Source organism: Candidatus Poribacteria bacterium (assembly GCA_021295715.1).
Taxonomy (GTDB): domain Bacteria; phylum Poribacteria; class WGA-4E; order WGA-4E; family WGA-3G; genus WGA-3G.
Genome location: JAGWBV010000023.1, coordinates 23,923 through 46,666, shown reverse-complemented (window position 1 = coordinate 46,666; position 22,744 = coordinate 23,923). Strand labels below are relative to the sequence as shown.

20 protein-coding genes are annotated in these 22,744 nt (G+C 49.1%); 14 read left to right on the top strand and 6 right to left on the bottom strand.

What is annotated here, in order from left to right; all coding sequences use genetic code 11:
* Positions 1 to 252: 252 nt before the first annotated feature.
* The 9 genes from J4G07_08055 (at position 253) to J4G07_08015 (ending at position 8,664) form a co-directional block, all read left to right on the top strand.
* Positions 253 to 1,059 carry a sugar phosphate isomerase/epimerase gene (locus tag J4G07_08055; protein MCE2413941.1) on the top strand — a complete coding sequence of 269 codons (807 nt, stop codon included), beginning with the start codon at positions 253 to 255 and terminating at the stop codon, positions 1,057 to 1,059.
* A 19-nt stretch (positions 1,060 to 1,078) separates the two neighbouring features.
* Positions 1,079 to 1,720, top strand: coding sequence for a hypothetical protein (locus J4G07_08050; GenBank protein MCE2413940.1), 642 nt, complete (start codon positions 1,079 to 1,081; stop codon positions 1,718 to 1,720).
* A gap of 10 nt (positions 1,721 to 1,730) precedes the next feature.
* On the top strand, positions 1,731 to 2,660 hold the full coding sequence (locus tag J4G07_08045) for a cysteine synthase family protein (protein MCE2413939.1): 930 nt from the start codon (positions 1,731 to 1,733) through the stop codon (positions 2,658 to 2,660).
* 183 nt (positions 2,661 to 2,843) lie between these two features.
* A complete protein-coding gene (locus tag J4G07_08040; protein ID MCE2413938.1) occupies positions 2,844 to 4,124 on the top strand; it encodes a DUF1015 domain-containing protein in 1,281 nt (426 codons plus the stop codon).
* 166 nt (positions 4,125 to 4,290) lie between these two features.
* Complete coding sequence (locus J4G07_08035) at positions 4,291 to 5,331, top strand: acetylxylan esterase (protein MCE2413937.1); 1,041 nt, start codon at positions 4,291 to 4,293, stop codon at positions 5,329 to 5,331.
* A 14-nt stretch (positions 5,332 to 5,345) separates the two neighbouring features.
* On the top strand, positions 5,346 to 6,137 hold the full coding sequence (locus J4G07_08030; protein ID MCE2413936.1) for a competence/damage-inducible protein A: 792 nt from the start codon (positions 5,346 to 5,348) through the stop codon (positions 6,135 to 6,137).
* A gap of 440 nt (positions 6,138 to 6,577) precedes the next feature.
* Positions 6,578 to 6,778, top strand: coding sequence for a translation initiation factor IF-1 (gene infA, locus J4G07_08025; GenBank protein ID MCE2413935.1), 201 nt, complete (start codon positions 6,578 to 6,580; stop codon positions 6,776 to 6,778).
* A gap of 122 nt (positions 6,779 to 6,900) precedes the next feature.
* Complete coding sequence (locus tag J4G07_08020; protein MCE2413934.1) at positions 6,901 to 7,716, top strand: J domain-containing protein; 816 nt, start codon at positions 6,901 to 6,903, stop codon at positions 7,714 to 7,716.
* Positions 7,717 to 7,929: 213 nt separating this feature from the next.
* On the top strand, positions 7,930 to 8,664 hold the full coding sequence (locus tag J4G07_08015) for an SDR family oxidoreductase (protein ID MCE2413933.1): 735 nt from the start codon (positions 7,930 to 7,932) through the stop codon (positions 8,662 to 8,664).
* Positions 8,665 to 8,792: 128 nt separating this feature from the next.
* Here J4G07_08015 and J4G07_08010 read toward each other — a convergent pair whose 3' ends face one another.
* The 6 genes from J4G07_08010 to J4G07_07985 all read right to left on the bottom strand — a co-directional run bounded on the left by J4G07_08010 (position 8,793) and on the right by J4G07_07985 (position 15,398).
* Positions 8,793 to 9,845 (bottom strand): Gfo/Idh/MocA family oxidoreductase, encoded by a 1,053-nt coding sequence (locus J4G07_08010; protein MCE2413932.1) that lies wholly within the window; start codon positions 9,843 to 9,845, stop codon positions 8,793 to 8,795.
* An 83-nt stretch (positions 9,846 to 9,928) separates the two neighbouring features.
* Positions 9,929 to 11,104, bottom strand: coding sequence for a hypothetical protein (locus tag J4G07_08005; protein ID MCE2413931.1), 1,176 nt, complete (start codon positions 11,102 to 11,104; stop codon positions 9,929 to 9,931).
* The gene (locus J4G07_08000) at positions 11,101 to 12,174 is read right to left on the bottom strand and encodes an agarase (protein MCE2413930.1); all 1,074 of its coding nucleotides are present in this window, start codon (positions 12,172 to 12,174) and stop codon (positions 11,101 to 11,103) included. The genes J4G07_08005 and J4G07_08000 overlap by 4 nt, the downstream gene beginning before the upstream one ends.
* A 285-nt stretch (positions 12,175 to 12,459) precedes the next feature.
* Entirely contained in the window at positions 12,460 to 12,957 is a 498-nt protein-coding gene (locus tag J4G07_07995; protein ID MCE2413929.1) for a type II toxin-antitoxin system VapC family toxin, read from the bottom strand.
* A 2-nt stretch (positions 12,958 to 12,959) separates the two neighbouring features.
* Positions 12,960 to 13,307 carry a hypothetical protein gene (locus J4G07_07990; protein ID MCE2413928.1) on the bottom strand — a complete coding sequence of 116 codons (348 nt, stop codon included), beginning with the start codon at positions 13,305 to 13,307 and terminating at the stop codon, positions 12,960 to 12,962.
* A gap of 462 nt (positions 13,308 to 13,769) precedes the next feature.
* Positions 13,770 to 15,398: a hypothetical protein gene (locus tag J4G07_07985; GenBank protein ID MCE2413927.1), complete on the bottom strand. Its 1,629-nt coding sequence runs from the start codon at positions 15,396 to 15,398 to the stop codon at positions 13,770 to 13,772.
* Positions 15,399 to 15,699: 301 nt separating this feature from the next.
* On the opposite strand from J4G07_07985, the gene J4G07_07980 reads away from it, so the two are divergent.
* From J4G07_07980 to J4G07_07960, 5 genes are all read left to right on the top strand, one after another.
* Complete coding sequence (locus J4G07_07980; GenBank protein ID MCE2413926.1) at positions 15,700 to 17,520, top strand: hypothetical protein; 1,821 nt, start codon at positions 15,700 to 15,702, stop codon at positions 17,518 to 17,520.
* A 233-nt stretch (positions 17,521 to 17,753) separates the two neighbouring features.
* The gene (locus J4G07_07975; GenBank protein MCE2413925.1) at positions 17,754 to 18,422 is read left to right on the top strand and encodes an endonuclease III; all 669 of its coding nucleotides are present in this window, start codon (positions 17,754 to 17,756) and stop codon (positions 18,420 to 18,422) included.
* Between the two features lie 29 nt (positions 18,423 to 18,451).
* A complete protein-coding gene (locus tag J4G07_07970; GenBank protein MCE2413924.1) occupies positions 18,452 to 20,551 on the top strand; it encodes a hypothetical protein in 2,100 nt (699 codons plus the stop codon).
* Positions 20,552 to 20,620: 69 nt separating this feature from the next.
* Entirely contained in the window at positions 20,621 to 21,817 is a 1,197-nt protein-coding gene (gene sat / locus J4G07_07965; protein MCE2413923.1) for a sulfate adenylyltransferase, read from the top strand.
* A 238-nt stretch (positions 21,818 to 22,055) separates the two neighbouring features.
* Positions 22,056 to 22,640 (top strand): Uma2 family endonuclease, encoded by a 585-nt coding sequence (locus J4G07_07960; GenBank protein MCE2413922.1) that lies wholly within the window; start codon positions 22,056 to 22,058, stop codon positions 22,638 to 22,640.
* Positions 22,641 to 22,744 lie beyond the last annotated feature (104 nt).

Sequence of the window (22,744 nt, the reverse complement as noted above, 5' to 3'; positions counted from 1 at the left end):
AAACTTGGATACTGTGATGTGGAAGGGGAAACATACAACCCGAGAGGGAGATTACCCACAAAATCTTTTGGTAGGACACTGGGTCAGGTCTATGAGACGGAAAGTGCGAGTTCTGTTCAACGAAGCAGCCCCATCTGAATCCAAACACCCACTGTGCGGGTGGTGTTAAAACAGCACTTTACATTTTAAAGTAAAAAAGGAGCGGTGTTTCCTCCCTGCCTAAAGACAGGGGTCTCCACACCGAAGAATTTGATGAAATTAGGTTTATGCACCATCGCCTTTCAGGAAAAACCGTTGGAAGAGGTCATCGACATAGCTGCGAATTACGGCTTTGAGGGTATCGAAATTTGGGGAAAGCCGCCGCATCTACCAGCGGACTACGACGAGAATTACGTCAAAAACGTTAGGGATATGGCGCATCGGAAGGGATTGGCGATCTCAGCATTCGGCTCATACGTGGACCCATTGATGGATCTTCACCAGAAGCATTTCGAGGAAGCCTTCAAAATCGCGCATGAATTGGGCACGGATCTCGTCAGAATTTGGTCGGGTGGCGGTCCCTCTAAATCCATCGCTCCCTCGGATAAACGCCTGATTAACTTTCGATTGGTAAGCCTTGCACAGTGGGCAAATTTCCGTAGCATTCGGCTCGGATTGGAAATGCACAACAACCAGCTCACCGACAGTGTCGCCAGCATCTTGGAGACGATTGAAGGGGTGAGAGTGCCGTCGCTGCAAACTTACTATCAACCCCTCGCACGTTCGGATGCCGATGAACCACACACTGCCGCTGAAAAACTCGCCGAACATATCGTAAACGTCCACGCCCAAAATTTTGACGAAACTGGAAAAGGATGCCCCATCGCAGACGGCGTGGTAGACTACACCCGAATCGTTGAAACGCTGAGCGCGGCTGGATATAATGGATACTTAGAAGTAGAGTTCGTGCATGGCGATAACAAATTGGAGGCACTCCAACGCGACCGCGACTATCTTGCGAGTTTAATTAACGCAACAAACGGGGAAACGCTGAAGGATCTCGACATCGCACCCGTCTAAAATTTAGGAATCGGTCTGCATGCGGTTAGAAGTTGGTATCATCGCACTGGTAGAAGAGGTCTTCGGAATACCCGCAGAACGCCGCACTCAATTTGACTGGCTTCGTAACAAACCACGCCCCAAAGATTTCGGCGAGCATTACGATGCTGTGATGGCACTCTATGCTGAATTAGAAGGGGACTGGCAACGCACAACAGCGAAAGCTGACGGTCACCTGATTCCCGATGCCTATTTCCCGGAGCCGTATCACTTTATCTTTGAATTTGACGAGCTTCAACATTTTACACACTATCGAGAGCAGACCTTGCGGTTTTACCCGGCGAACATCCGGCTCGCTTATGAACCGCAGAAATACCGTCAGTTTTGTCGACAACACCACGTGGCAGCCCTCGCAAAAGGACCGGAACGGTTTCGACGACGCACAGCGGACTTTTCATACATTAACGGGCGCGCCGCACAACGCGCTTTCTTTGACACGTTTCGGGACTGGCTACCGCCCCTGCACGGTCTCAATCCAACTGTGCGGTTAGCCGAATTTGAAGTTACACCGATTCTCAACGGACACCTCACAGGAGATGCCGCGAAGGCTTACATGGAACGTTTATTGTGCGAACGACTCAAAATATCTTCAATCGCCGCAAAAAATAAAAAGGTAGGGTAAACAAGACTACATGAGCAAGCGAAAGCCTGGAAAGGTGAATCTTTCAGAATATCCACTACTTCAGATAATAGGACAAACACCGCTCGCTAAAATAGATCTTTTTTCAAACGAGTTACCGAACGTTGACATCTACGCGAAGGTAGAAACCTACAACCCCGGAGGTTCGATTAAAGACCGACCGGTCCTAAGGATGCTCACTGAGGCGGTTGCTTCCGGCGAACTCACACGAGAAAAAGTTATCCTCGACTCCAGCTCCGGTAATGCTGGGATCGCCTACGCGATGATAGGTGCCACACTCGGTTATAAAGTTGAACTTGTGATTCCAGACAACGCCAGCGAAGAACGAAAAAAACGTATCCACTCACACGGTGCGGACATTGTCTATACCGATGCGATCCTTGGTTACGATGAAGCCCTACGAGAAGTCGATCGGCGTTATGAAGCGGATCCTGAGCGGTATTTCTTCAAATCGCAATACGAAAACGACAACAACTGGCGTGCCCACTATGAAACAACGGGTGTCGAAATTTGGAATCAGACAGGCGGGAAAGTCACACACTTCGTCGCGGGTGTAGGGACGGGTGGCACCATCACTGGCGTGGGTAGGCGGCTTAAAAGTTATAATCCCGACATCCAAGTCTGCTCTATTTCACCAGAGGCATTCCCCGGTATTGAAGGACTCAAACCGCTCGGACATCCAGACGACATCGTTCCAGAAATCTTGGACGAATCCGTGATTGATTCCCGGATTCCTGCGACGATTGAAAATGCCCACGAAATGTGTACGCGTCTCGCACGCCGGGGCTGGTTTGTTGGACAATCATCGGGTGGCTATCTCTACGGCGCATATAAAGTCGCCCAAGAAATTCAGGAAGGCATTATCGTCACAGTGTTTAATGACCTCGGCGAACGCTATTTCAGCACAAGATTATGGGATTGATTTTTTAATAATTCGCAAGGCGTTCACTGAAGGGATAAGCTCCATAACGATTTTTGCTTATCCACTGCCTGCGCCGTTGTTGCAGGCTACCATCACTTTCCAATTAGTGATCTGACAAAATTAAATGGAGAATAACGCTCTTCCGAAGATCAATTTGAACAAACCGCAAGGAAAATTATAAATATGGAAACAACCGTTATTCCGTTTCGAGGCTTACGCTACAACACGACTCAGGTAGAAAGCATCTCGAATGTCATCGCACCGCCTTACGATGTCATCAAATCCGATGAACAGATCGCTTTAGAGGCACGCCATCCCGCCAATATCATTCGTTTAATTCTAAGTCAACCACAAGATAACGATACTGACGACGAAAATCAGTACACACGTGCCGCTGTAAGGATGAACAAGTGGATTTCAAATGGCACGCTTGTCAGGGATGCAACCCCCCGTTATTACATCTATGACCAATCCTTTAATGCTCCGGATGGGAAAAACTACACGCGCCGCGCCTTAATAGCACTCGTGAAACTCGAACCCTTTGAAAATCGGGTGGTCCTACCGCACGAAAAAACACATGCCGGACCGAAGGCGGATCGACTCAATCTCATGCGGGAATGTCACGTCAATCTTAGTCCCATCTTTCTCCTCTACGCCGACCCCGCTGGGGATATTGAACGGATCATGGAGAGTTTCACCGATAAAAATCAGCCCCACATCGACTGTCCTGAAACTTTTGGAAGCACGCACCAACTCTGGTGTTTAGACGACACAGAACGTAACCGTGAAATTCAGGCTCTTTTTTCAACGAAACCACTCCTAATCGCCGATGGACATCATCGCTATGAAACCGCTCTCGCCTTCCGAGACGAAATAGCTCAGAAGACACCAAACGGCGTATCCAGCGGTTACGACTACATGATGGTGAATCTCGTCAGAATGGAATCACCGGGTTTGGCGGTCTTAGCGATTCATCGCCTCTTGTCTAACCTCAGCGCAGATCAGATCGCATACGCTATCGCGAAACTCCCAGAGGCGTTTGAGGTGCATGAAATTGACACGCAGGCGAACCTCATGGCAAAATTGGGTGCGATGAGCGGGAAATCCCGTGCAGTTGGTATGTACACAGCAGACGACACCTATCGCCTGTTGATTCCGCATTCAACACCCCCCAAACAATTGGATGTAATGCTTGTTCAAGAAACTATCATCAAAAATCTATTTCAGATTGAAACACTATCGGAACACATCAGTTACACCGCATACACAGATGATGCCGTTTCCCATGTGAAAGAAGGAGCAGACCGCGTCGCACTCCTGATGAACCCGACTCCTGTTGAACAGGTCTTAGATGTGGCTATGGCAGGATCAACAATGCCGCAGAAGTCCACCTACTTCTATCCGAAGATGGCAACAGGGTTCGTTTTAAACCCGTTGAATGCGTCAGCAATCAGCAGTCGATGAAGAGGGTTGCGCCTCATATAGGTTTCCTCAAGGTATCATCAAAAACGTAACCTGCAACAATACGCAGAAATACGCAGAGACACCCAAGCAAAAACACGCAGGCGGATTTGAGGAACCCACGTCAAAGGCCAAACGTCCGCTGTTTAACTGCAAGGAAAACTTAAAAATGTATTACGAACAGGCACGAGATACATTAGCATTTTCGCATCAGTTATATGCGGAGACACCGCGTCAACTTGCATTTCAGGCGACGAGTATTGCAGAAGCGGAAGTGTGGCAGCGCGAACTGCGGACAAAACTCATCGAGTTAGTTGGTGGTTTTCCGCCGGAACCCTGCGCCCTACAACCGCAAGTCCTGGATTCTTGTGAATTTCCCACCTATTTCCGCGAGACAGTGCAATTTCAGAGTCGTTCACACGCTAATATCTTCGGATACTTCCTTTCCCCGAAACCTCTCGACAGTTCGACCCCGAAGCCCACGATTCTCTGTTTAGCGGGGCACGGGCGCGGTGTAGATGACATCGTCGGCATTGAGGAAGATGGCACCATGCGCGCAGAATATGGCGGTTATCAGAACGACTTTGCCCTTCAATGCGTGGCAAACGGGTACACCGTGCTTGCCATTGAGCAATTCGGGTTTGGTCATCGACGGGATCCTGTCGCGCATGAGAAGGGCGGTGGGAGTTCTTCATGTCAACCGAGTGCTGGTGCTGCACTCCTTTTAGGTCATACGATGGTAGGATGGCGGGTTTACGATGCGATGCGCGCCTTTGACTATCTGGACACCCGTCCAGAGGTTGATATGAACCGTCTTGGTGTGATGGGCATTTCTGGCGGAGGCACAACCACCTTCTTCACTTCTGCAATTGATGCGCGTGTCAAGGCAGCTGTTGTGAGCGGTTACTTCAACACGTTTCGGGACAGTATCTTGAGTCTCAGCCATTGTATAGACAATTATATACCAAATGTGCTACAATATGCGGAGATGTACGACATCGCGGGGTTGATAGCACCGCGCGCGATGTTCGTTGAATCCGGTACGGAAGACACAATCTTTCCAATTGAAGCCACCCGCTTTGCGGTTAATGAGGCAAAAGCCATTTACAAACTCTTCAATGCGGAAGACAAATTAGGACTTGAAGTATTCGAGGCAGGACATAGTTTCCACGGTGTTGGTGCGTTCGAGTTTCTTAAACAGGTCCTATAAACAAGGAGGATAGCGTGGCAATTGAACTGTTTTCGATCGGCACAGAGTTAGTACTTGGTCAGATTCAGGACACCAATGCACACTGGATTGCGCAGCAAATCCTCCAGATTGGTGGCGAACTCCGGCGAGTCACAATGCTACGCGACAACCGCGACGAGATGTCCGAGGCATTGGATTCGGCAATAGAACGCGAAACATCACTTATTCTCACAACAGGTGGACTTGGACCTACACCCGATGATATGACCGTTGATGTGATCGCTTCACTCATCGGCACGAAATCTGTCGTGAGCGAAGAAACTGTCGCTGAATTTCGGAAACGTCGTGAGATGTCAGAGAACGATGTCATCAGCGAAGCACTAATGAAAATGGCAATTGTGCCGGAAACCGCTGTCGTTTTGCAGAACCCGGCAGGATGGGCACCCTGCATCAGTGTGGCACACAAGTCTTCCACAATCATGATGATGCCTGGTCCACCTCGTGAGATGAAGGCAGTTTTTGAAACACATATTCAACCCTTAATTGCGGAACGTTACCGTTCAGAAATTACCACAGTGCGGGTTCATGTCAACATGTTTGAAGCCCAAGTTTCACCACTGATGCAGAAAGTGATGGAACGCTACCCAGATGTCTATCTCAAGGCGTATGTTGCTCTCCGCAAAGCGGATGGGGACACAATGCCAGTCGATCTTGTTTCAACGAGCACGGACAAAGCGGATGCCGAAACGCAATTGGAACTCGCTACGTCTTACTTCCGAGAACTTGTTGTTGAAGCAGGAAAATTTTTAACTTTACCTTGCGACTAAACGAACGGGTTTGGAATTCGGCGTGCCTTTCTTAAATCTGGAGAAACACCCCACGGAATGCCACACGCCCAAATGTAATACAAGGAATGGAAATGTAATACAAGGAACGGATTTAGTCTATCCTCAGACTAAATCCAGTGTTGATTCGCAAAGACCCATCCATTTCATTACAGACTACGTGCTTTGGATAAACATTTTTAACTTTACTCTGTAACTACGTGTGAAGTATCTATGCTTCACACCCTTTAACGCATCACAAAAAGGAGATTTATACTGTGAATCGCAGACCCTCAGGAAATAGAAATGCCAGGAGACCGCAAACGCGGCGGCCTAACCCGAAACGGAAGTCGAAACCCAAGAAAGGGCGAGATCCTGATGTCAACGTGGATACGGAAGCCCAAGCCGAAGGCGAGACGCAAACGCCGCCTAAAAACGATAAAATAGAGGTTGAAGGCACCGTTGTGGAACCTTTACCCAACGCGATGTTCCGTGTGGAATTGGAAAACAAGCATCAGATTCTCGCACATATCTCCGGCAGAATGCGAAAATTCTTCATCAAGATTTTGCCCGGAGATAAGGTGACTGTAGAACTCTCCCCTTACGATCTCACGAGGGGACGTATTACCTACCGGAAAAAGTAGTTTCAAATAGACTTGTCGGCGCGGTTTCCCGCCGCGCACCGGTCATCAATTTTCGTAAGCCCGAACACCGGCAACCACGCCTGTATTGCAAAACCGATCTTATCACGCTTTCGGATATTCCCATGAAACCTGCCGCATTAATTCACGCCAACATCGTCGCTGAACAGGAAACAACCCGACTCATAGAGAATATTGAAGCGAAACAGAAGCAGGTTGAAGAACTTACAATCGCAATCGAGACGTTGAAGTCAGAAGTTGACGTATTCGAGCGACGCTACACTGCGCATATCAGTCGATACTATCTCGAACTTGATAAAGTTGAACTCGAAATGAAGGAGTATCGCCTCCGGTTACAACTTCGCCGAGAAAACGTGAGCGAAGAAGAGATAGAAGCACGGGTGGAATCGTGTTTCAGGGCGAGTCGCGCACGTGTCAACGCATACGAGGCGGTAAATGAATCAGAACCAACGCCTATAGAGGACAAACTTCCTGATACCAAAGCGAAGCACCTACAAGACCTCTACCGCAAACTCGCCAAACGGCACCATCCAGACAAGGCTATAGATGCCAAAACGTCGGAACGACGAAAACAACTCATGCCGCTCATTAACCGAGCCTATAACGAACAAGACATTGAGACCTTAGAGCGGCTAAGTCTGGGCGAAACAGAACTACACGTCCGAGAAAAAACTGCTACCGAGAAACAAAAAGCACTACAAACAGAGCTGCGAAGGCTTAATCGAGCCGCGAGTCAATTGCGATTTGAGATAAACCGACTCAAGGCGGGACGCACCTATCAACTGAAACAACAGGTAGAAACCGCTAAAAAGATGGGGACGGATCTGCTGACAACTCTCGCTAAAGATTTAGAGCGAAAAATCAAGGCAAGCCGAGGACAGCTCGTACGCTTAATTAATATGTGGCACCGTTCAAAGTAATCTATATCAATCGGTAATGTGCGATGTTAATTGTCTGAATCAGGATTTAAGGATTTTCAGGACACGTTGGGTTTCACTTTTATCTTTATGCTGTCAAGTGTCCATACGAACCTTAAAAGTTATCCTCCCTGTGCCATTTTCTTAGTGTCCCGTTCAACCCAACCTACGCACTATGCCCTTAAGTTGAACCTATATCCTCAAAGGGAATCAATCATGCAACTGAAAGAGAAAGTCGCTATTATCACGGGTGGCGGACGCGGCATCGGCAGAGCCATTGCTACCGCCTATGCCGCTGAAGGCGCACGGATTGTCATCGCCGCGCGAAACACCGAACAACTTGATGAAGTCGCCGCAGAAATAACGAATCAGGGTGGTGAAGTCCTCACTGTACCAACCGACTTGCGTATCCAGACAGAAGTGGAAAACCTCGTTCAGAAAACTGTAGATCGGTTCGGACGGATAGACATCCTCGTCAATAACGCTGGTATCAATCCACGAGGTCCATTTTTGGAGAGTACAGCCGAGGAATGGGAACAGGGGTGGCAGATTAATGTTATGGGTGTTGTGCGTTGCTGTCGTGCGGCTTTACCAATCATGCAACGGCAGGGAAGCGGAAATATTATTAACGTCGGCTCCGGTATGGGACAGGTGGGACGTTCAAACCTGAGCGTCTACTGTGCGTCGAAAGCGGCGTTGCACGGGTTGACCCAATCGATTGCTGAAGAGGTCTGGAAAGATGGCATTATCGCGAACGTTCTCATCCCCGGTCCCGTGAGAACGGAACTCTCAAAACCCGCTTGGGAGAATTCGGACACCTTCAGGGCAGAAAGTGATCCGTGGAAAGAGCCGGAGCAGGTTGTGGCCTCGGCACTGTTTCTCGCGGCACAACCGCCTGCAAGCGGCATGACGGGTCAGATTTTGAGCATCATGCGTCGAAATAGTCCGTAATGACCAAGTATTATAGTAAAGTTTAGAATTAATTGGACACTCCACACCGATGCGGTTGGGAAACCGCACCTACCCGGGAGGGGTGAACGTCCATTTATTTTTTCGATTCACTATAAACCCAATATTTTTTACAAAGGAAATGTAACGCGCCGTCCTTCCTGTGCAGAACGATACGCTCCCAAAATCATCTCTACTGAAACCCGTCCATCCTCCACTGTAACATCGGGTTCCGTTCCGTTCTTCAGGCAGTCAATAAAGGGTCGAGGCACGCCGCCAATCCGTTCTCCGTGCCCATCTGGGATTGGGATACCCAGATCCTTCCACGAGGGTTCATCTCGCGTATACAACTTAAGTGCAACAGCATCCACGGGACGCGGGATATTGCACGATGGTGCATCGCCATAGTTCTGAATGACGACACCTTCATCGCCATAGATTTCGGTCGTATTCTCACCGGCGAGTGTCACAGATGTATTCAGCAGAATCGCCATTTCACCATCCGCAAACCGATAGACAGCCAACCCGGTGTCATCTGGTGCGACATCCGTCAAGATGTTATCAATCTCGGCGATAACACTCGTCGGTTTACCGAGCATCCAGTGGATAAAATCGGTTGCGTGAGAGGCATCGTCCATGAACATCCCCATATTCTTCTCTGGATCGATGTGCCAACGACTGGGTCCTGTTACGAAGGCTTCACTGAACAAGGCATTGATGCAGTGTCGGCGGCGGAGCACACCGATTTTACCGAGAACACCGCTGTCAATGATCTCTTTCATGGCGATGTTCGCTGGATCGCGCCGCATCTGATGCCCCATCATAAATTTTACACCTGTTTTCTCGACAACCTCGGCGATGCGATCGCAATCTTCCAACGTGAGTGCCATCGGTTTTTGGCAGAGGATATCCTTTCCCTCCGACGCGGCGGCGACCACCATCTCGGCGTGCCGATTCGTCTCACACGTCACGATAACGGCGTGAATATCTGGGTGGTTGATGACATCTTCAAGGTGCGGCGAGTAACGCATGCCGTATTGTGTTGCGGCGGCTTCCCCGCGTTCAACGTTATCGTCCCAACACGCGATGAGTTCAACATCGTCAAACGTCTGCATCTGGTTGCAGTAGGCGTTGGCGTGTCCATGTGCAAAACTGATGATGCCGATACCAATTTTTGTTTCCATACTATTAACTTATCCAATCTACAAGTGTCTGTTGTGAATCTATCTCTGGGTTAAAAATTTGCAATCCCTCTGTGCGAGCGGCTCTAACGAATGTGTTCGTGGACTTTATCTCTGGTGCGACACAACTTTTCATCCAACTCGTCGAGAGCAGAACCACAAGGCTCTGTTGCGCGTCCATAGATTTCCTTGTTGGCGTCCCTTACGGCGTCCACCAGACCGGGTTTAGGGTTACCGTCCCAGTCGTACAAGCCCTCCATCATGCCCGCCATGTCCATCAACGGACCATCGTCAAGGTCGTACAGCGTCGCGCAAAAATTGATGCCGCACACGTTCGAGTCTCGCAAATGGCGGTCAAGCAGCAAGCTGTAGATGCGTCCCTTGTGCTCGGACGTCACACTGCGCGGATTCTGGCGTGGCGCATCGAAAATATGACCCGATTCCTCATCAGAAACCAACACGGATCTGCCTGTTGCGGCACTCTGTTCGGCAAAACTGATGTTGCGGTTGAAGTGCTGAGGCGAAAGCATGTCAACATAAGGCGTCAAAGCCTTCCACGTTTCCAAGTCGAAGGACTGCTCCTTGACATAAGGTCCGAGAATCAGGTGGTTGGGGTCATGCCGACGTATCGCATCGTGTGCCATACGGTACAGGTGGACTGCCATTTTTCGGATATTCTCCTGCTCTGGTGCTTCACTGTCGAGCGAGGGTATTGCATCGATCCAACTCCCCGGTCTGATGAAGGTCCCGAAACCGTAGTAGTATCCCATCATCATCGGATCATTGACGTACCGCGAGCAAACATCGGCGACTAACGCCTCTACCCACTCCTGATAAGCGGCGGCGAAGATATCCGGGCGTTCCTGACTTTTCGGTAGTTCGTTGGGGTGAGGGATCAGGAAAAGTCCGGCAGCGTATGGGAAAGATTCACGGCGAAACAGTGCTTCCACCTTCTCGACCTCCACATAGCCCTTAGGATCCCGACACTGACTCGTCGCGCCTGCGAGTGCGCAGTTAAATCCGAGTGCTCGCATTTGAGCGAACCAATTTTCAATCCACGTATCCTTGTCCCCGTTATAGAGTTTTCGCACGGTTGGCTGACTGTTGCCGGTGTAGAGATGAGACAGCGACACCGGGAAAAAGGCGTTGCCCTCAGGTGTGATGAACCATCTGCGTCCGTTCAGTTTCTCCAGATGAAACCAACCGGTGCTTTTTCCCCTGAGTTGGGTTGTGCCGCCGTACGCATCAAGTGTATGTGTCATGGGTTTTGTCTCCGCTGCCTTTCGGCGTTGACGGCGCGAATACCAGCCACCGTCTCGTTAATTTGATTGTTTGCCGGGTCTCGAAATCCGCACATGCGCGCGTTGTTCTTAAGGTATGCCCCACATAGATGATATCCGATGCATTGCGGGATATCCCCGAGCGCGTCCATCACTTGACGATAGTGGTCTGTATCGTGCAAGCGGTCTGCGGTGGGGGGCCAACTGGTGTCGCTATGGGCGCGTATATGCCCCGCCGCGTCAGCCAGCAGAACCGGTCGGTCTGCGAAGTCTGCCCAGTGTCGCATCTTCGTGGCGATATTCTCTACTGTCCCAAAACATTGAAAACTGAGTACATCGACGTAGGGCAGTGCCGCACGGACCACCTCCTCAGGAAGCACTGCGTTTGCCTCCCATCGGTCCCCCAAGATCAGGTGATTCGGATCGTAACGGCGGATAGCGTCATGCGTGATCCTGTAGTAGCGTTCAGCAATGACAGAGAGTTCGCGGCGTCCTGCCTCCGATTCGAGCAACTCTGGATCGACTAACGACCCACGCCACTGCGTGTCAGGAGAGGTGTGCACCCACTGAGGACAATCGCAGTAGAAATAGCCAATAAGCTTGGGATCGTCGCGCAAGCGTACACACTCATCGCGGGCGACGTAGTCGCACCACTCCTCGAAGTCGGAACTCGTCAGATCGGGCATACGGACCTCAACCTGCCACTGATGTGCCTCGGTGAAAGGTAGTAGGTGGCAGTAAGGCATATCTGCCCACTGGTATTCCTCATAGGTGAAGGGTCGCGAATGGCGGTGGTAGCCTGGAGTGATAATTACGACTTCCTGGGTCCAGCCAATCGTGTTAAAACCCCAATCACGCAGATCATCAGCGACCGTGCGTAACCACTGTTCTTGACTGTTGCCGAACTCGCGTTCCCACACGCCGTCCGACTCTACATATCGCAACGCAGCCGAGTCGATATGGTTCATGCCGATGGACCAGAACCGCGCGCCGTCGGGTGTGATGAACCACCAACGCCCGTCCTGCTTCTCAATTGTGTAAAAGTCTGCCATTATCGCAAAATTCCTTTATCTCTTCCGAAATGACACAAACTAAAAGTTTATGCTACAAAGATGTCCACTTATTTATAGGTTTTACCATAGACCCCTGACTAAAATGAGATATTGACAGGAGGGTCAAAGTTTTTTGGATAGGTAGTGTTCTATTTTCTTCTGTTCGATCCGATCTAAAGGTAGATTTTTATGTCAAACTCACGTTAAGTAGCAGAATTTTTTAGATTGGGTTTCCAATACGTGCGCAAACTGATGATGCCGATACCAATTTTTGTTTCCATTCTGTTAACTTATCCAATCTGTGAGTATTTTTTGTGAATCTATTTCTGGGTTAAAAACTTGCAATCCCTCAGCGCGAGCGGCTCTGAGAAGACGTTGATCTGATGCAACAAGTACCAATGTATCGCCTGCGCGGCGGAGTTCTGCTGCAACGTTCAAGGCAGAACGCAAGACGATTGCATCAACACTATTGAGCGAATGAGTTTCAATCAAATCCATTGAGTCCCAAACAAGCGAATCCGGAATCGGAATAGTTTTGAAATCGGATTGGGTGTTAATTACCTCAAATTCTAAGTGTCCAGTAGCCTGAGTAAACTGATCCGCAGTGATGCGACCATCATTCTTTTTACGAACACAGATCCAAAATACTTCCATCGCCCCGATTACCAAGCACTGCAGATGCGTCAAAGAGAGATTTGCAAAAAGAAAATCAATTTTATCACTACCAATTTCTTCAATATATCGCTTGGCAAGTGCGCTAGCGTCAAAGTAGAAATAGTACACGGCTATTTCTCTCGCTCAGCGATAATTGCGCGACTGAACTCGTTGTCCTCCGGTCGGATGCCGCTTTCGACCATACTCTTACGAACTTCCTTAAGAGGTCTGAGTTCAAAATCAGGTGGAATTCCCATTTTTTCAAATATTCTGTCCAAGGCTTCCTTGGCGCGATGGGCATCCCGCTTGTCGTTTTTTAGTGCTTCAGCTCCCCTCAGCGTAGCGGCAGCTTCGCGGTCTTTCGGAATATCTGGTACCACTTTCTCAACGATCCAAGAAAGCGTCTGATTTACCTCGGTCATCATCTTCTCCAACCGATCCAAACGTTGGGCGATGGTTTCGAGTGTGTCTTTTTCCATTGTAAAACCCTCCTGTATCTTTTCCGAAATGGCACAAACTAACAGTTTATGTTAACGTGAGTTTGATAAAAGTGGAATGTCGGGTTTCGCTACCGGTATTGAGGCAGCAAGTGTCTTGAAAAGTGGCTTTTGGTGTGTATTTACCGCTCTACCTGGGGAAACACCCAAGCAAAAACACCTACAGATTTATTTTCAAACTGGCGTTATGTTACGATAAATCTACTTTTCTAATATTCGTTTTTATCTTTACACTGAACTCATGTTATTAGAATACCACACAAATCAGTGAATGTCACGTCAACATACCGCGAAGTCAAAGATTGTAAATGTCATCCCTACGGGGTTCACTGTTAGGGTTCATAACGTTCTACAGTTTTCTACAGAGATGCCACCCCTACGGGGTTGAAAAGGAAAGTCGGGAATCGGAGTTCCCTCCTACAAGAGAACTGAATGCCTCTGCCCTCACTTCTCCAAAACAATCCGAATCTCTGCATCGATACCGTGCTCACCAAAATTCATCTCAGTGGAAACCGGACCGAGAGATTCCAGTGGAAAGAGGTTTTCCGTGATATGTTGCGTTACTGTTGCATCTAACTTCTGTCCCGATAAAGAAAAAAGCACTGTTACGATCGGAAGGAAACGCTTCAACTCCGGCACAAACAACTCCGGTTGAACGAACGTCTGAACGCCACTTGCCTCTGCGGAAAACGCTATACCCTCCAAGACAGGCGCGTTACCTGTCGTCGTATCAACCAAAGACTTCAATCCCGCCAGCGTTGTCCCCAAGACGAAATAGTCGTCAACGATTGCGTATCCACCTGTAATCGCTAATAGAAAATTGAGTCGGAGCTGCACAGGTTGCAGTTTGATGCCCTTATAATCTTTCGGTTCAAGGAATTCGAGCGGTTTGCCAGCAATTGCGGGCTTCCCTGCCTTCACGACCCCCAAAACCTCGTTTAGGACATCGGGAGCCTTCGCATGCGCCAGCAGAACCAATGAAGGCACAACCGAAACTTCACCCGGATCGGGCGCGACTAACAGAACAGTTAAGTCTTGACCCAAAATTTCGGAGAGATCTATATCACCGAAGAGTTCTTGCAGCTGTTTCAGGATCGGGAGCGAAGCAACAAAGGCAGTGCGTTCAGGGTAAGCAAGGAACGAGTTTGAGGCATCCGCAGTTGGAATATGAGAACGGGTGGTGTCAATACCGCTTCGGAACCGATGCCGTGACACAATCACACCCTCTTCATATCGGTTGCTAAACGCCCAAGTTCCTGAATCCCCAAACCAGCCCAAAATCTGTTTAGCAAGCACATCGGAACTCATACCAGCCACTAAAGGCGTAAACTGCTGCAAATCTATATACCCGGTGTTTTTGTTCTGCTGATAATCGTCCTGTATCTCCGCCGCCATGGGGTGCTCAGCAAGAAATCCTTGCTTTTTGGGGTCAGTTTTTGTGCCAGAAAGCTCGGTATAGAGGTCAAGCGTCTCAGCTAATAACAACGGATTGAGGGTTAAGATCCCAATCTTTCCGATGAAGGTATAACTAAAATTGCGTGGATACCCTATGATGGTATTAATCGTCAACCCGTTGTAATCGGTTTGAATCCGTTCGTATTTTGGGTTGATTACATCCGTCGCCGTAATCGCTTCAATGCTCAGTTTCTCCGGCGCGCCGACTGCGGAGATGAGCAGAAACGAGAGTTCTCCTTCACGCCGATAGAGTGCGAGAATGGCTTCCTCCCCAAAATAACCGGTGATCGTCTTCAGGTCGAGCTTACCCCCCACCTCGTATTCCCAGAGCTGCTTCTGGTAGACGAGTTGTTTCCACCAGAGCTGCTTTTGAATCTCCGTGAGAATCGGCATTTTAGCAGGCTGTTTTCCGAATTCACTACGATTGAAGGTTTCCACCAAGCCTTTCAATTCCTTGAGCGTCAAATAGCAAATAGGAGATTTCGGGAGTAGCGTGATAAGATGCTGTTCCGGTTCCCACAGCGCAGTCCGTTGATAGATAATGGATAGCAAAATGATAACCCCAATAAGAACGATTAAGGAAATAAAAATGATTTTTTTCCGTTTGTTTAGAGGCATCGGTTTTTGAGACCTTTGTTACGACAGAAAAACTTCTGCCAGCGGTTTCTCAAGCGTCCAGTGAATTTTCCCAACCATTTGATTATACCACACCTCGTTTCGGTAAACAATCAAATTGAGGAGAGATTCGGTATGTTTCCGAAGCGCGATCGCAGTCTATCCAGCCAGAGTCGTAAAAAATGTTGCCTGAAGCCGAAAAATGATGTAAAATATTAGAGTTATTTCTTGAAAGAGGGTGAACACTGTTCCGACCAAATATCTTAAAATTCGGCCATTCACTATATTCCTCATCTGCGTGTTAGTGCCTGCCAACTGTTGGTGGGTGTCCGCTTCTATTATCCGTGGCGGTGGCAGTCCGACGCAGGTTTCGCTTTTCTATAACGCCGTTATCACCATTTTAATTCTACTGGGCATCGGCGTCCTTTTGCGCCGTTTGCATCACGCGCTCGCGCTTAACCGCGCTGAATTGCTTGTCATCTACACTTGCATTTCAGTCGGTGCGGGGCTTGCAGGCGTGGACCGATTCCTTGTCCTTATGCCGATTATCGGGCATGCTCACTGGTTCGCGACACCGGAGAACGACTGGGCAAACCTGTTCCATCTGCACGTTCCAGACTGGTTGGCTGTCAGCGATAAACGTGTGCTTGAGGGATATTACCACGGGTTCGCGAGTATCTATGAATCGCGTTACTTGATGGGATGGCTCCCCGCGATCTTCTGGTGGACGCTTTTCTTAGTCGCTATCCACCTCGTGATGCTCTGCCTCAGCCTGATTTTTCGGAAGCAGTGGGTTGAATCGGAGCGACTCAGTTATCCGATCATCCAATTACCCTTTGAGATGACGACCCGTACCCGTAATTTCTTCCGTTCACCGTGGATGTGGCTTGGACTTTCGATCGGTGTCTCCATCGACATCATCAATGGGTTAAACTTCCTGTTTCCTGCGGTTCCGAGTCTCGGTGGAAAATTGTATGATCTGCGGAAGATCTTCACAGAACGCCCATGGAGCGGCATCGGTTGGAGTCCACTGGGTGTCTTCCCGTTCGGTGTTGGACTTTCGTTCTTTATCCCGCTGGACCTCTCCTTCTCGTGTTGGGCATTCTGGTTGATTTGGCGAGCGGAACGGTTATTGGGGGTTATCGCGGGATGGCGGGGACTGCCGCGCTTCCCCTACGAAGCCGAGCAATCCCACGGTGCATATTTAGGGCTTTGCGTTGTAGCGATCTGGATGAGCCGACGCTATCTGATGGGAATTGCACGCCAACTCGTGTCCCCAAAAGCAGACGAACCGATTTCATATCGCCTGATCGTTCTTGGGTTTCTCAGTGCATCGGGGTTTATTGTTGGGTTCTGTCTGAAGATGGGCATGAGTTTTTGGATCATCATCGTCTACTTTGCCATCTGGTTCGCGATTGCGATGGCGATCACACGTTTGCGTGCGGAACTCGGTTCACCCGTGCACGACTTGCATTTCATTGGGCCCGATGAAATGTTACCACGTTTGATGGGGATTCGCCGGTTGGGAGCAGTGAACTTAACGGGATTCGCCTATCTGTATTGCCTGAACCGCGCCCACCGTTCACACGCCATGCCGCACCAGCTTGAAGGCTTTAAATTGGCGGAGGGTGCTAACATCCCACTGCGACGGTTTGCGCTTCTCATGATGTTGGCTTCCGCCTTGGGCGCGCTCGGTTCATTCTGGGCATACTTGTCTATGTATTACTCGGAGGGTGGTTTCGCAGGATTCGGACGAGAATCTTTTAATCGGTTAGAGACATGGCTCACCTACACCACACCGCCGGATGTCCCAGCGATTGGTTTTGCATCGTTTGGATTCGTCCTGACGCTACTCCTCGCTGCAATGCGGATGCGGTTCATCTGGTGGAACTTACACCCTGTCGGTTATGCTATCTCAGGGAGTTGGGCGATTAACCCGATGGTGGGTTCAATTTTTGTCGGATGGTTGCTGAAATGGCTCGTGCTGAAATACGGTGGACTCCACTTGCATCGGAAAGCGGTTCCGTTTTTCCTCGGCATTGTGCTCGGTGAGTTTGTGATTGGTTCGTTCTGGAGTCTCCTCGCTGTTATGCTCGATAAACCGATGTATCGCTTTCTATTTTAGTGGCTATCAGCAGTCAGCGATTAGCGGTTAGCAATTAGTAGCCAGCGGTCGGCAGTCAGCAGTCAGCGATTCGTAGCCAGCGATTAGCAAGCGTCGGGAGTCGGGGTGTTTTTGCTTGGGCGTTTCCGTCCTCCTACAGAAGAACTAAATGTCTCTGACCATTCGTAAAAGGCGTTGCTATTTTTTCTGTTTGTGTTATAATGTTAAAAACGCAATGCCTTGGAAGCAAACAATTGGAATTACAGCAGAAAGCGGAAATTATATCAGAAGCACTGGAAAACTTATTCGGTGTACCGACCCGTGAAGGTGCGGGTAACGTGTTAGAATGCCTTATCCTAACGATCCTGTCACAAAATACAACAGATGTTAGCCGCGATAAAGGATATGCTGTGTTGAAAGATCGCTTTCCAACGTGGGAGGATGTGCTACACGCCGATGCCAAAGCGATAGAGGCAGCGATAAGGATTGTTGGACTCGGAAAACAGAAGAGCCTTACTATTAAAAACTTCCTCACTTGGCTTAAAACCGAACGTGGTGAACTCTCACTGGAGTTCATGCACGACATGGAAACGGAAGCAGCATTAGCGTTCCTGTGTCAACACAAAGGTATCGGTATTAAAACAGCATCCGTTACACTCTCCTTCGCGTGTGGTCGGGAGGTTTTCCCAGTTGATACACACATCCTGCGAATTTCCAAACGCCTCGGACTGATTCCACCGAATTGCAGCGCAGAGAAAGCACATCAACTCTTGCCACTGATTGTGCCAGAGGATAAGGCGTATCCGTTCCATATGAACCTGATTTACTTCGGTAGAAAAATCTGTGATGCCCGAAAGCCGTTATGTGAACGGTGCGCGTTGACAGAGCACTGCCTCTACTTTAGAGAGAACTCACAAACTTAGGCAGCATTCCCTGCATCGGAGGGAACATAATGTTTAATTGGAGAAATTTGTCGTGGAAACATCTATTTGTGGTGCTGCTGTTACTACACGTTCTCCCGCTCTGGATCTTTGCGTATTTTCCTTCGCAAGACGGTGCGAGCCACGTTTACAACGGTTTGGTGCTAAAGGAGTATGGGAAACATGAAAACTATCAGATGCGGAATGCATGGGAACTGAATATAACGATCTTTCCGAACTGGCTGTCGCACATCTGTTTGTTAGCATTGCTCTACGTGTTCCCACCCGTCATCTCGGAGAAGGTTTTTCTTACAATCGCGATAGGCATGGTCCCGATCGCTTTCCTCTATTTCTTTAATGCTGTCCACAAAGATGAGAGAGGTCAACCTATATATGCCTGGCTCGGTTTCCCTTTCGCTTACAACTACCTTCTCTACATGGGGTTTTACAACTTCCAGTTGAGCATTTCGTTTTTCTTCTTTAGTTTCGGGTTCTGGTGGAAGCACAAAGACGACCTGCAGGTAAGGCATCTGGTTCGGCTCTACGTATTGCTACTGCTTACGTATCTGTCACATATCGCTTCTTATGGCTTGGTCGTTTTAGGTATCTCTGTAGTAGGCGGCTGCTTGTGGGGTGCACCAGCGATAGCCGCAGTGTGGCAAACACGCAGAGAAGGGTTCACTGCGCTGCTGCAAAAATTTGTTGTCTACCTCAAGCCCGTCTTTCGTCTGTTCCTCTATATGGTGCCGATGTATTTTGTGCTGGTAGGCTATTACCTACAGAGCACAAAACAGCATCAACAGGGGAACCATCGCGGTATGGAATGGGTTTGGGAATATTTTTTGGGCGTTAAATCGATCGTCTATTTCACCGACTGGCATGTTAGAGCGAACTATTTTCTTCTCGCGGTGTTAGGAATAGCCGTTATCATCTCCATCGGTTACCGAATTCACCGGAAGGAGTGGGTGAAACGGACGGATGCGTTTCTGTTAATTGCGTTCCTGTTTACCTATATGTTCGTGCGGGCACCGTGGAGCTACGGACCGGGGGGATGGATTAACGATAGAATTCATCTCTATATTTTGCCGATGTTGGCAGCATCACTCATTCCGAATATGGGTAAATCTTTTCGTTACGCTGTCGCAGCGTGCCTCGTCCTTTTTAGCTTACTCCACTTTGGCAGGACGGCGTATGATCACGCGCGGATAGCACCAGAGATTGCGGAATTGGTGTCGGGTACACATCTTATCGAACCGCATACAACTTACCAGATGCGAAGTGCGGATTGGCACAAATCTGACGCTTTAGGAAAGATTGAATACGTCACACCCTTTGTCCACCACATGGCGCTCTATGGCGTATACGCAGAGGATGTGGCACATTTGTCCAACTACGAAGCCGAATTCAATTACTTTCCGGTAAACCGCAACGACGAGAACGCCCCAACGAATTATAAAGATCTATGGTACCATCAAGCATCCGTAGACTATGTGGTGGCGTGGTATCCGCCGGATACGGCTGAATTTCGGGCGTATACCGCCGATCACGAAATCATCCATGAGACAAAACACCTCCAGCTTTATCGGAAAAAGCGAGCGGTTGGACCCATACTTGAATTGTGGAACAGGACGGAAGAAGGGAATTTGATAATTCGTTTCGACATGCAACCCAACGGCAGTGCAACCGCCTTAGACCACCACGCTATCGGACCGGATACAGAATATGAGAGCGGCAAATTCGGGTGGCATACACGCTCACCTCACGAAGGCTATCGAGTCAACAGAAGGACGACAGAACTCGCACAGGACGGTGTTTGGGGTCAGAGAGATGCTGCATTCAAAATCGACTTACCCAATGGAACCTATCGCGTAACCAACACCTTTGCTGAAAGAGAAGATGCAATACATACGCTCAATCTATTAGCCAATGGAGAGCAAATTCTTAAGGACTTTACAATATCAGACGCTGATGACGTGCTTCAACATACCTATACGATCGAAGTTATGGAAGGTTATCTCACCCAAGTTATTTTTACACCCAAAGACCGGGTGCGGGCTGAAGCCGACTGGGGGCATAAAAATCATTTTTGGATTTGGAACGGCTGCACAGTCGAACAAATACAATCAAAATAATGCAGAATATGTGGGCAGGCACAAGACCTGCCCCTACAATCGTTTTTTTTGAAAAGGAGAATTGATTGAATGATTAAACCACATGGAGCCGAAACCTTAAACCCGCTTTACGTTTCGGATGATGCACAACGTGCTGAGCTCACCAAAGAAGCGGAGCAACTTCCGTCTGTCCTGATCTCGTCAGGTGCCGCCGCATCAGCCGTTATGCTCGCGTCAGGGTACTTTACACCGCTTACGGGTTATATGAACATCGCTGAAGCGACAAGCGTCGCAACAAATATGCAACTGTCAAACGGACTCTTCTGGCCCGTCCCCGTGATGAACATCGTTTCATCGGAACAACTCACGGATGCCGTAAAGAACGCCGACAGAATTGCCCTACGCGATCCGAACGTTGAAGGCAATCCGCCACTCGCTGTTATGAAGGTTTCGGCTATCGAGACACTCTCAACAGAACAGAAACAACTTCTCATTGAAAAGACCTTCGGAACGACCGACCCTGAACACCCAGGTGTCCCCGCTTTCTCGGATGTCGGAGACAACGTTCTCTCCGGTCCGATTGACGTCCTGAACTATTCTTACTTCCGCGAGGATTTCCCTGATACGTTCCGCACAGCGGTTGAAATTCGCGAGGACATCGCGGCGCGTGGCTGGGATACAGTCGTCGCTTTCCAGACGCGGAACCCGATGCACCGTGCCCACGAGGAACTCTGTAAGATTGCACAAAAGGAAGTCAACGCCGACGGTGTCCTGATCCACATGCTCCTCGGCAAGTTAAAACCGGGCGACATTCCTGCCGCCGTTCGCGATGCCTCTATCCGTGCGATGGTGCAACACTACTTCCCCGAAAACACCGTCTCCATCACCGGCTACGGATTCGATATGCTTTACGCTGGACCGCGGGAAGCACTGCTCCATGCCGTTTTCCGTCAGAACTGTGGTGCATCACACTTCATCGTCGGACGGGATCACGCGGGTGCAGGCGATTACTACGGTGCGTTCGAGGCACAAGAGGTCTTCGACACAATCCCCGAAGATGCCTTAGAGATCGGTATCTTCCGTGGCGACTTCACAGTCTGGTGCAAAAAGTGCAATGAGATCGTGATGATGCGCGACTGCCCGCACGGTGGCGACGATTATTTCAACGTCTCTGGCACAAGGCAGCGTGAGATTCTCGCGGCGGGTGAACCGCTGCCCCCGGAAATTGCGCGCCCTGAAGTTGCGGAGATCCTGATGGCGTACTATCAGTCCGAAGCAAATGCATAAGTCATAGGACTTACGCAAATTAAGCAAATATCGGACATTTAGACGTAAAAAGCGGTAATTTTCGTCCTTTAAACCTCCTAAAGAATCAACGGTATGAATGCCTTATGGCATTCCCCGCCCCTTATCAGGGGGACTTTAAGAGGCAATGCGTAAGTCCTAAGTCATTTATCTGTAGGCGGGCGTTCTCTATCGTCCCGCCTTTCGTTCAGGTAAAAACACCGGCAAAGGAGACAGTCAGATGGCAACTCCAGCAGCACCGACTCACTTAACTCCTGAAACATACCTCGAATTGGAACGTAAGGCGATAACAAAAAACGAATATGTGAATGGAGAGACAATCGCGATGGCAGGTGCCAGTTTCGCACACAATTTCATCACGTTAGATACAACGATCTATCTTAGCCGCCAATTGATGGATAGCGACTGTGAAGTCGCCTCTACAGGTGATCTACGTGTGAAAGTTAGTCAAACGGCATCCTACTTTTACCCGGATATTGTGGTTGTTTGCGGAGAACCACGGGCTGAGGATAATACCTTTGACACACTCGTGAATCCGACACTCATTGTAGAGGTGCTTTCAGCCTCCACTGAAACGTATGACAGAGACGAGAAATTCGTGCACTATCGCCAGATTGACACTTTGCAGGAATACATTCTGATTTCACAAGACAGAGCAGAAGTCGTGCAGTATTGTCGTCAAGAACCTGAGTGGATGGCAACAGAATTCCGGGGACTTGACGATGTAATGCCGCTTATCTCTATAGGGTGTGAGTTACCGTTACGGCACATCTACAGACGTGTCACATTTGATAGCGGTCCTTAAGAAATCTTTGAATATTACGGCACCGCATTAGTGTGCGGGGAATTGTAAGCGTTGGGTTTCACTTGTTTTTCGGGAGTTTTAAGCCGAATGTGACCTTGAAAGTG

What these genes read in the sequence shown, in the direction of transcription:
- J4G07_08000 (MCE2413930.1), bottom strand. Translation starts at nt 12,174, where the DNA reads ATGGCAGACTTTTACACAATTGAGAAGCAGGACGGGCGTTGGTGGTTC.
- J4G07_08020 (MCE2413934.1), top strand. Translation starts at nt 6,901, where the DNA reads ATGAAACCTGCCGCATTAATTCACGCCAACATCGTCGCTGAACAGGAA.
- J4G07_07960 (MCE2413922.1), top strand. Translation starts at nt 22,056, where the DNA reads ATGGCAACTCCAGCAGCACCGACTCACTTAACTCCTGAAACATACCTC.
- J4G07_08055 (MCE2413941.1), top strand. Translation starts at nt 253, where the DNA reads ATGAAATTAGGTTTATGCACCATCGCCTTTCAGGAAAAACCGTTGGAA.
- J4G07_08005 (MCE2413931.1), bottom strand. Translation starts at nt 11,104, where the DNA reads ATGACACATACACTTGATGCGTACGGCGGCACAACCCAACTCAGGGGA.
- sat (MCE2413923.1), top strand. Translation starts at nt 20,621, where the DNA reads ATGATTAAACCACATGGAGCCGAAACCTTAAACCCGCTTTACGTTTCG.
- J4G07_07985 (MCE2413927.1), bottom strand. Translation starts at nt 15,398, where the DNA reads ATGCCTCTAAACAAACGGAAAAAAATCATTTTTATTTCCTTAATCGTT.
- J4G07_08035 (MCE2413937.1), top strand. Translation starts at nt 4,291, where the DNA reads ATGTATTACGAACAGGCACGAGATACATTAGCATTTTCGCATCAGTTA.
- J4G07_08040 (MCE2413938.1), top strand. Translation starts at nt 2,844, where the DNA reads ATGGAAACAACCGTTATTCCGTTTCGAGGCTTACGCTACAACACGACT.
- J4G07_07990 (MCE2413928.1), bottom strand. Translation starts at nt 13,307, where the DNA reads ATGGAAAAAGACACACTCGAAACCATCGCCCAACGTTTGGATCGGTTG.
- J4G07_08015 (MCE2413933.1), top strand. Translation starts at nt 7,930, where the DNA reads ATGCAACTGAAAGAGAAAGTCGCTATTATCACGGGTGGCGGACGCGGC.
- J4G07_08050 (MCE2413940.1), top strand. Translation starts at nt 1,079, where the DNA reads ATGCGGTTAGAAGTTGGTATCATCGCACTGGTAGAAGAGGTCTTCGGA.
- J4G07_08045 (MCE2413939.1), top strand. Translation starts at nt 1,731, where the DNA reads ATGAGCAAGCGAAAGCCTGGAAAGGTGAATCTTTCAGAATATCCACTA.
- J4G07_08010 (MCE2413932.1), bottom strand. Translation starts at nt 9,845, where the DNA reads ATGGAAACAAAAATTGGTATCGGCATCATCAGTTTTGCACATGGACAC.
- J4G07_07970 (MCE2413924.1), top strand. Translation starts at nt 18,452, where the DNA reads ATGTTTAATTGGAGAAATTTGTCGTGGAAACATCTATTTGTGGTGCTG.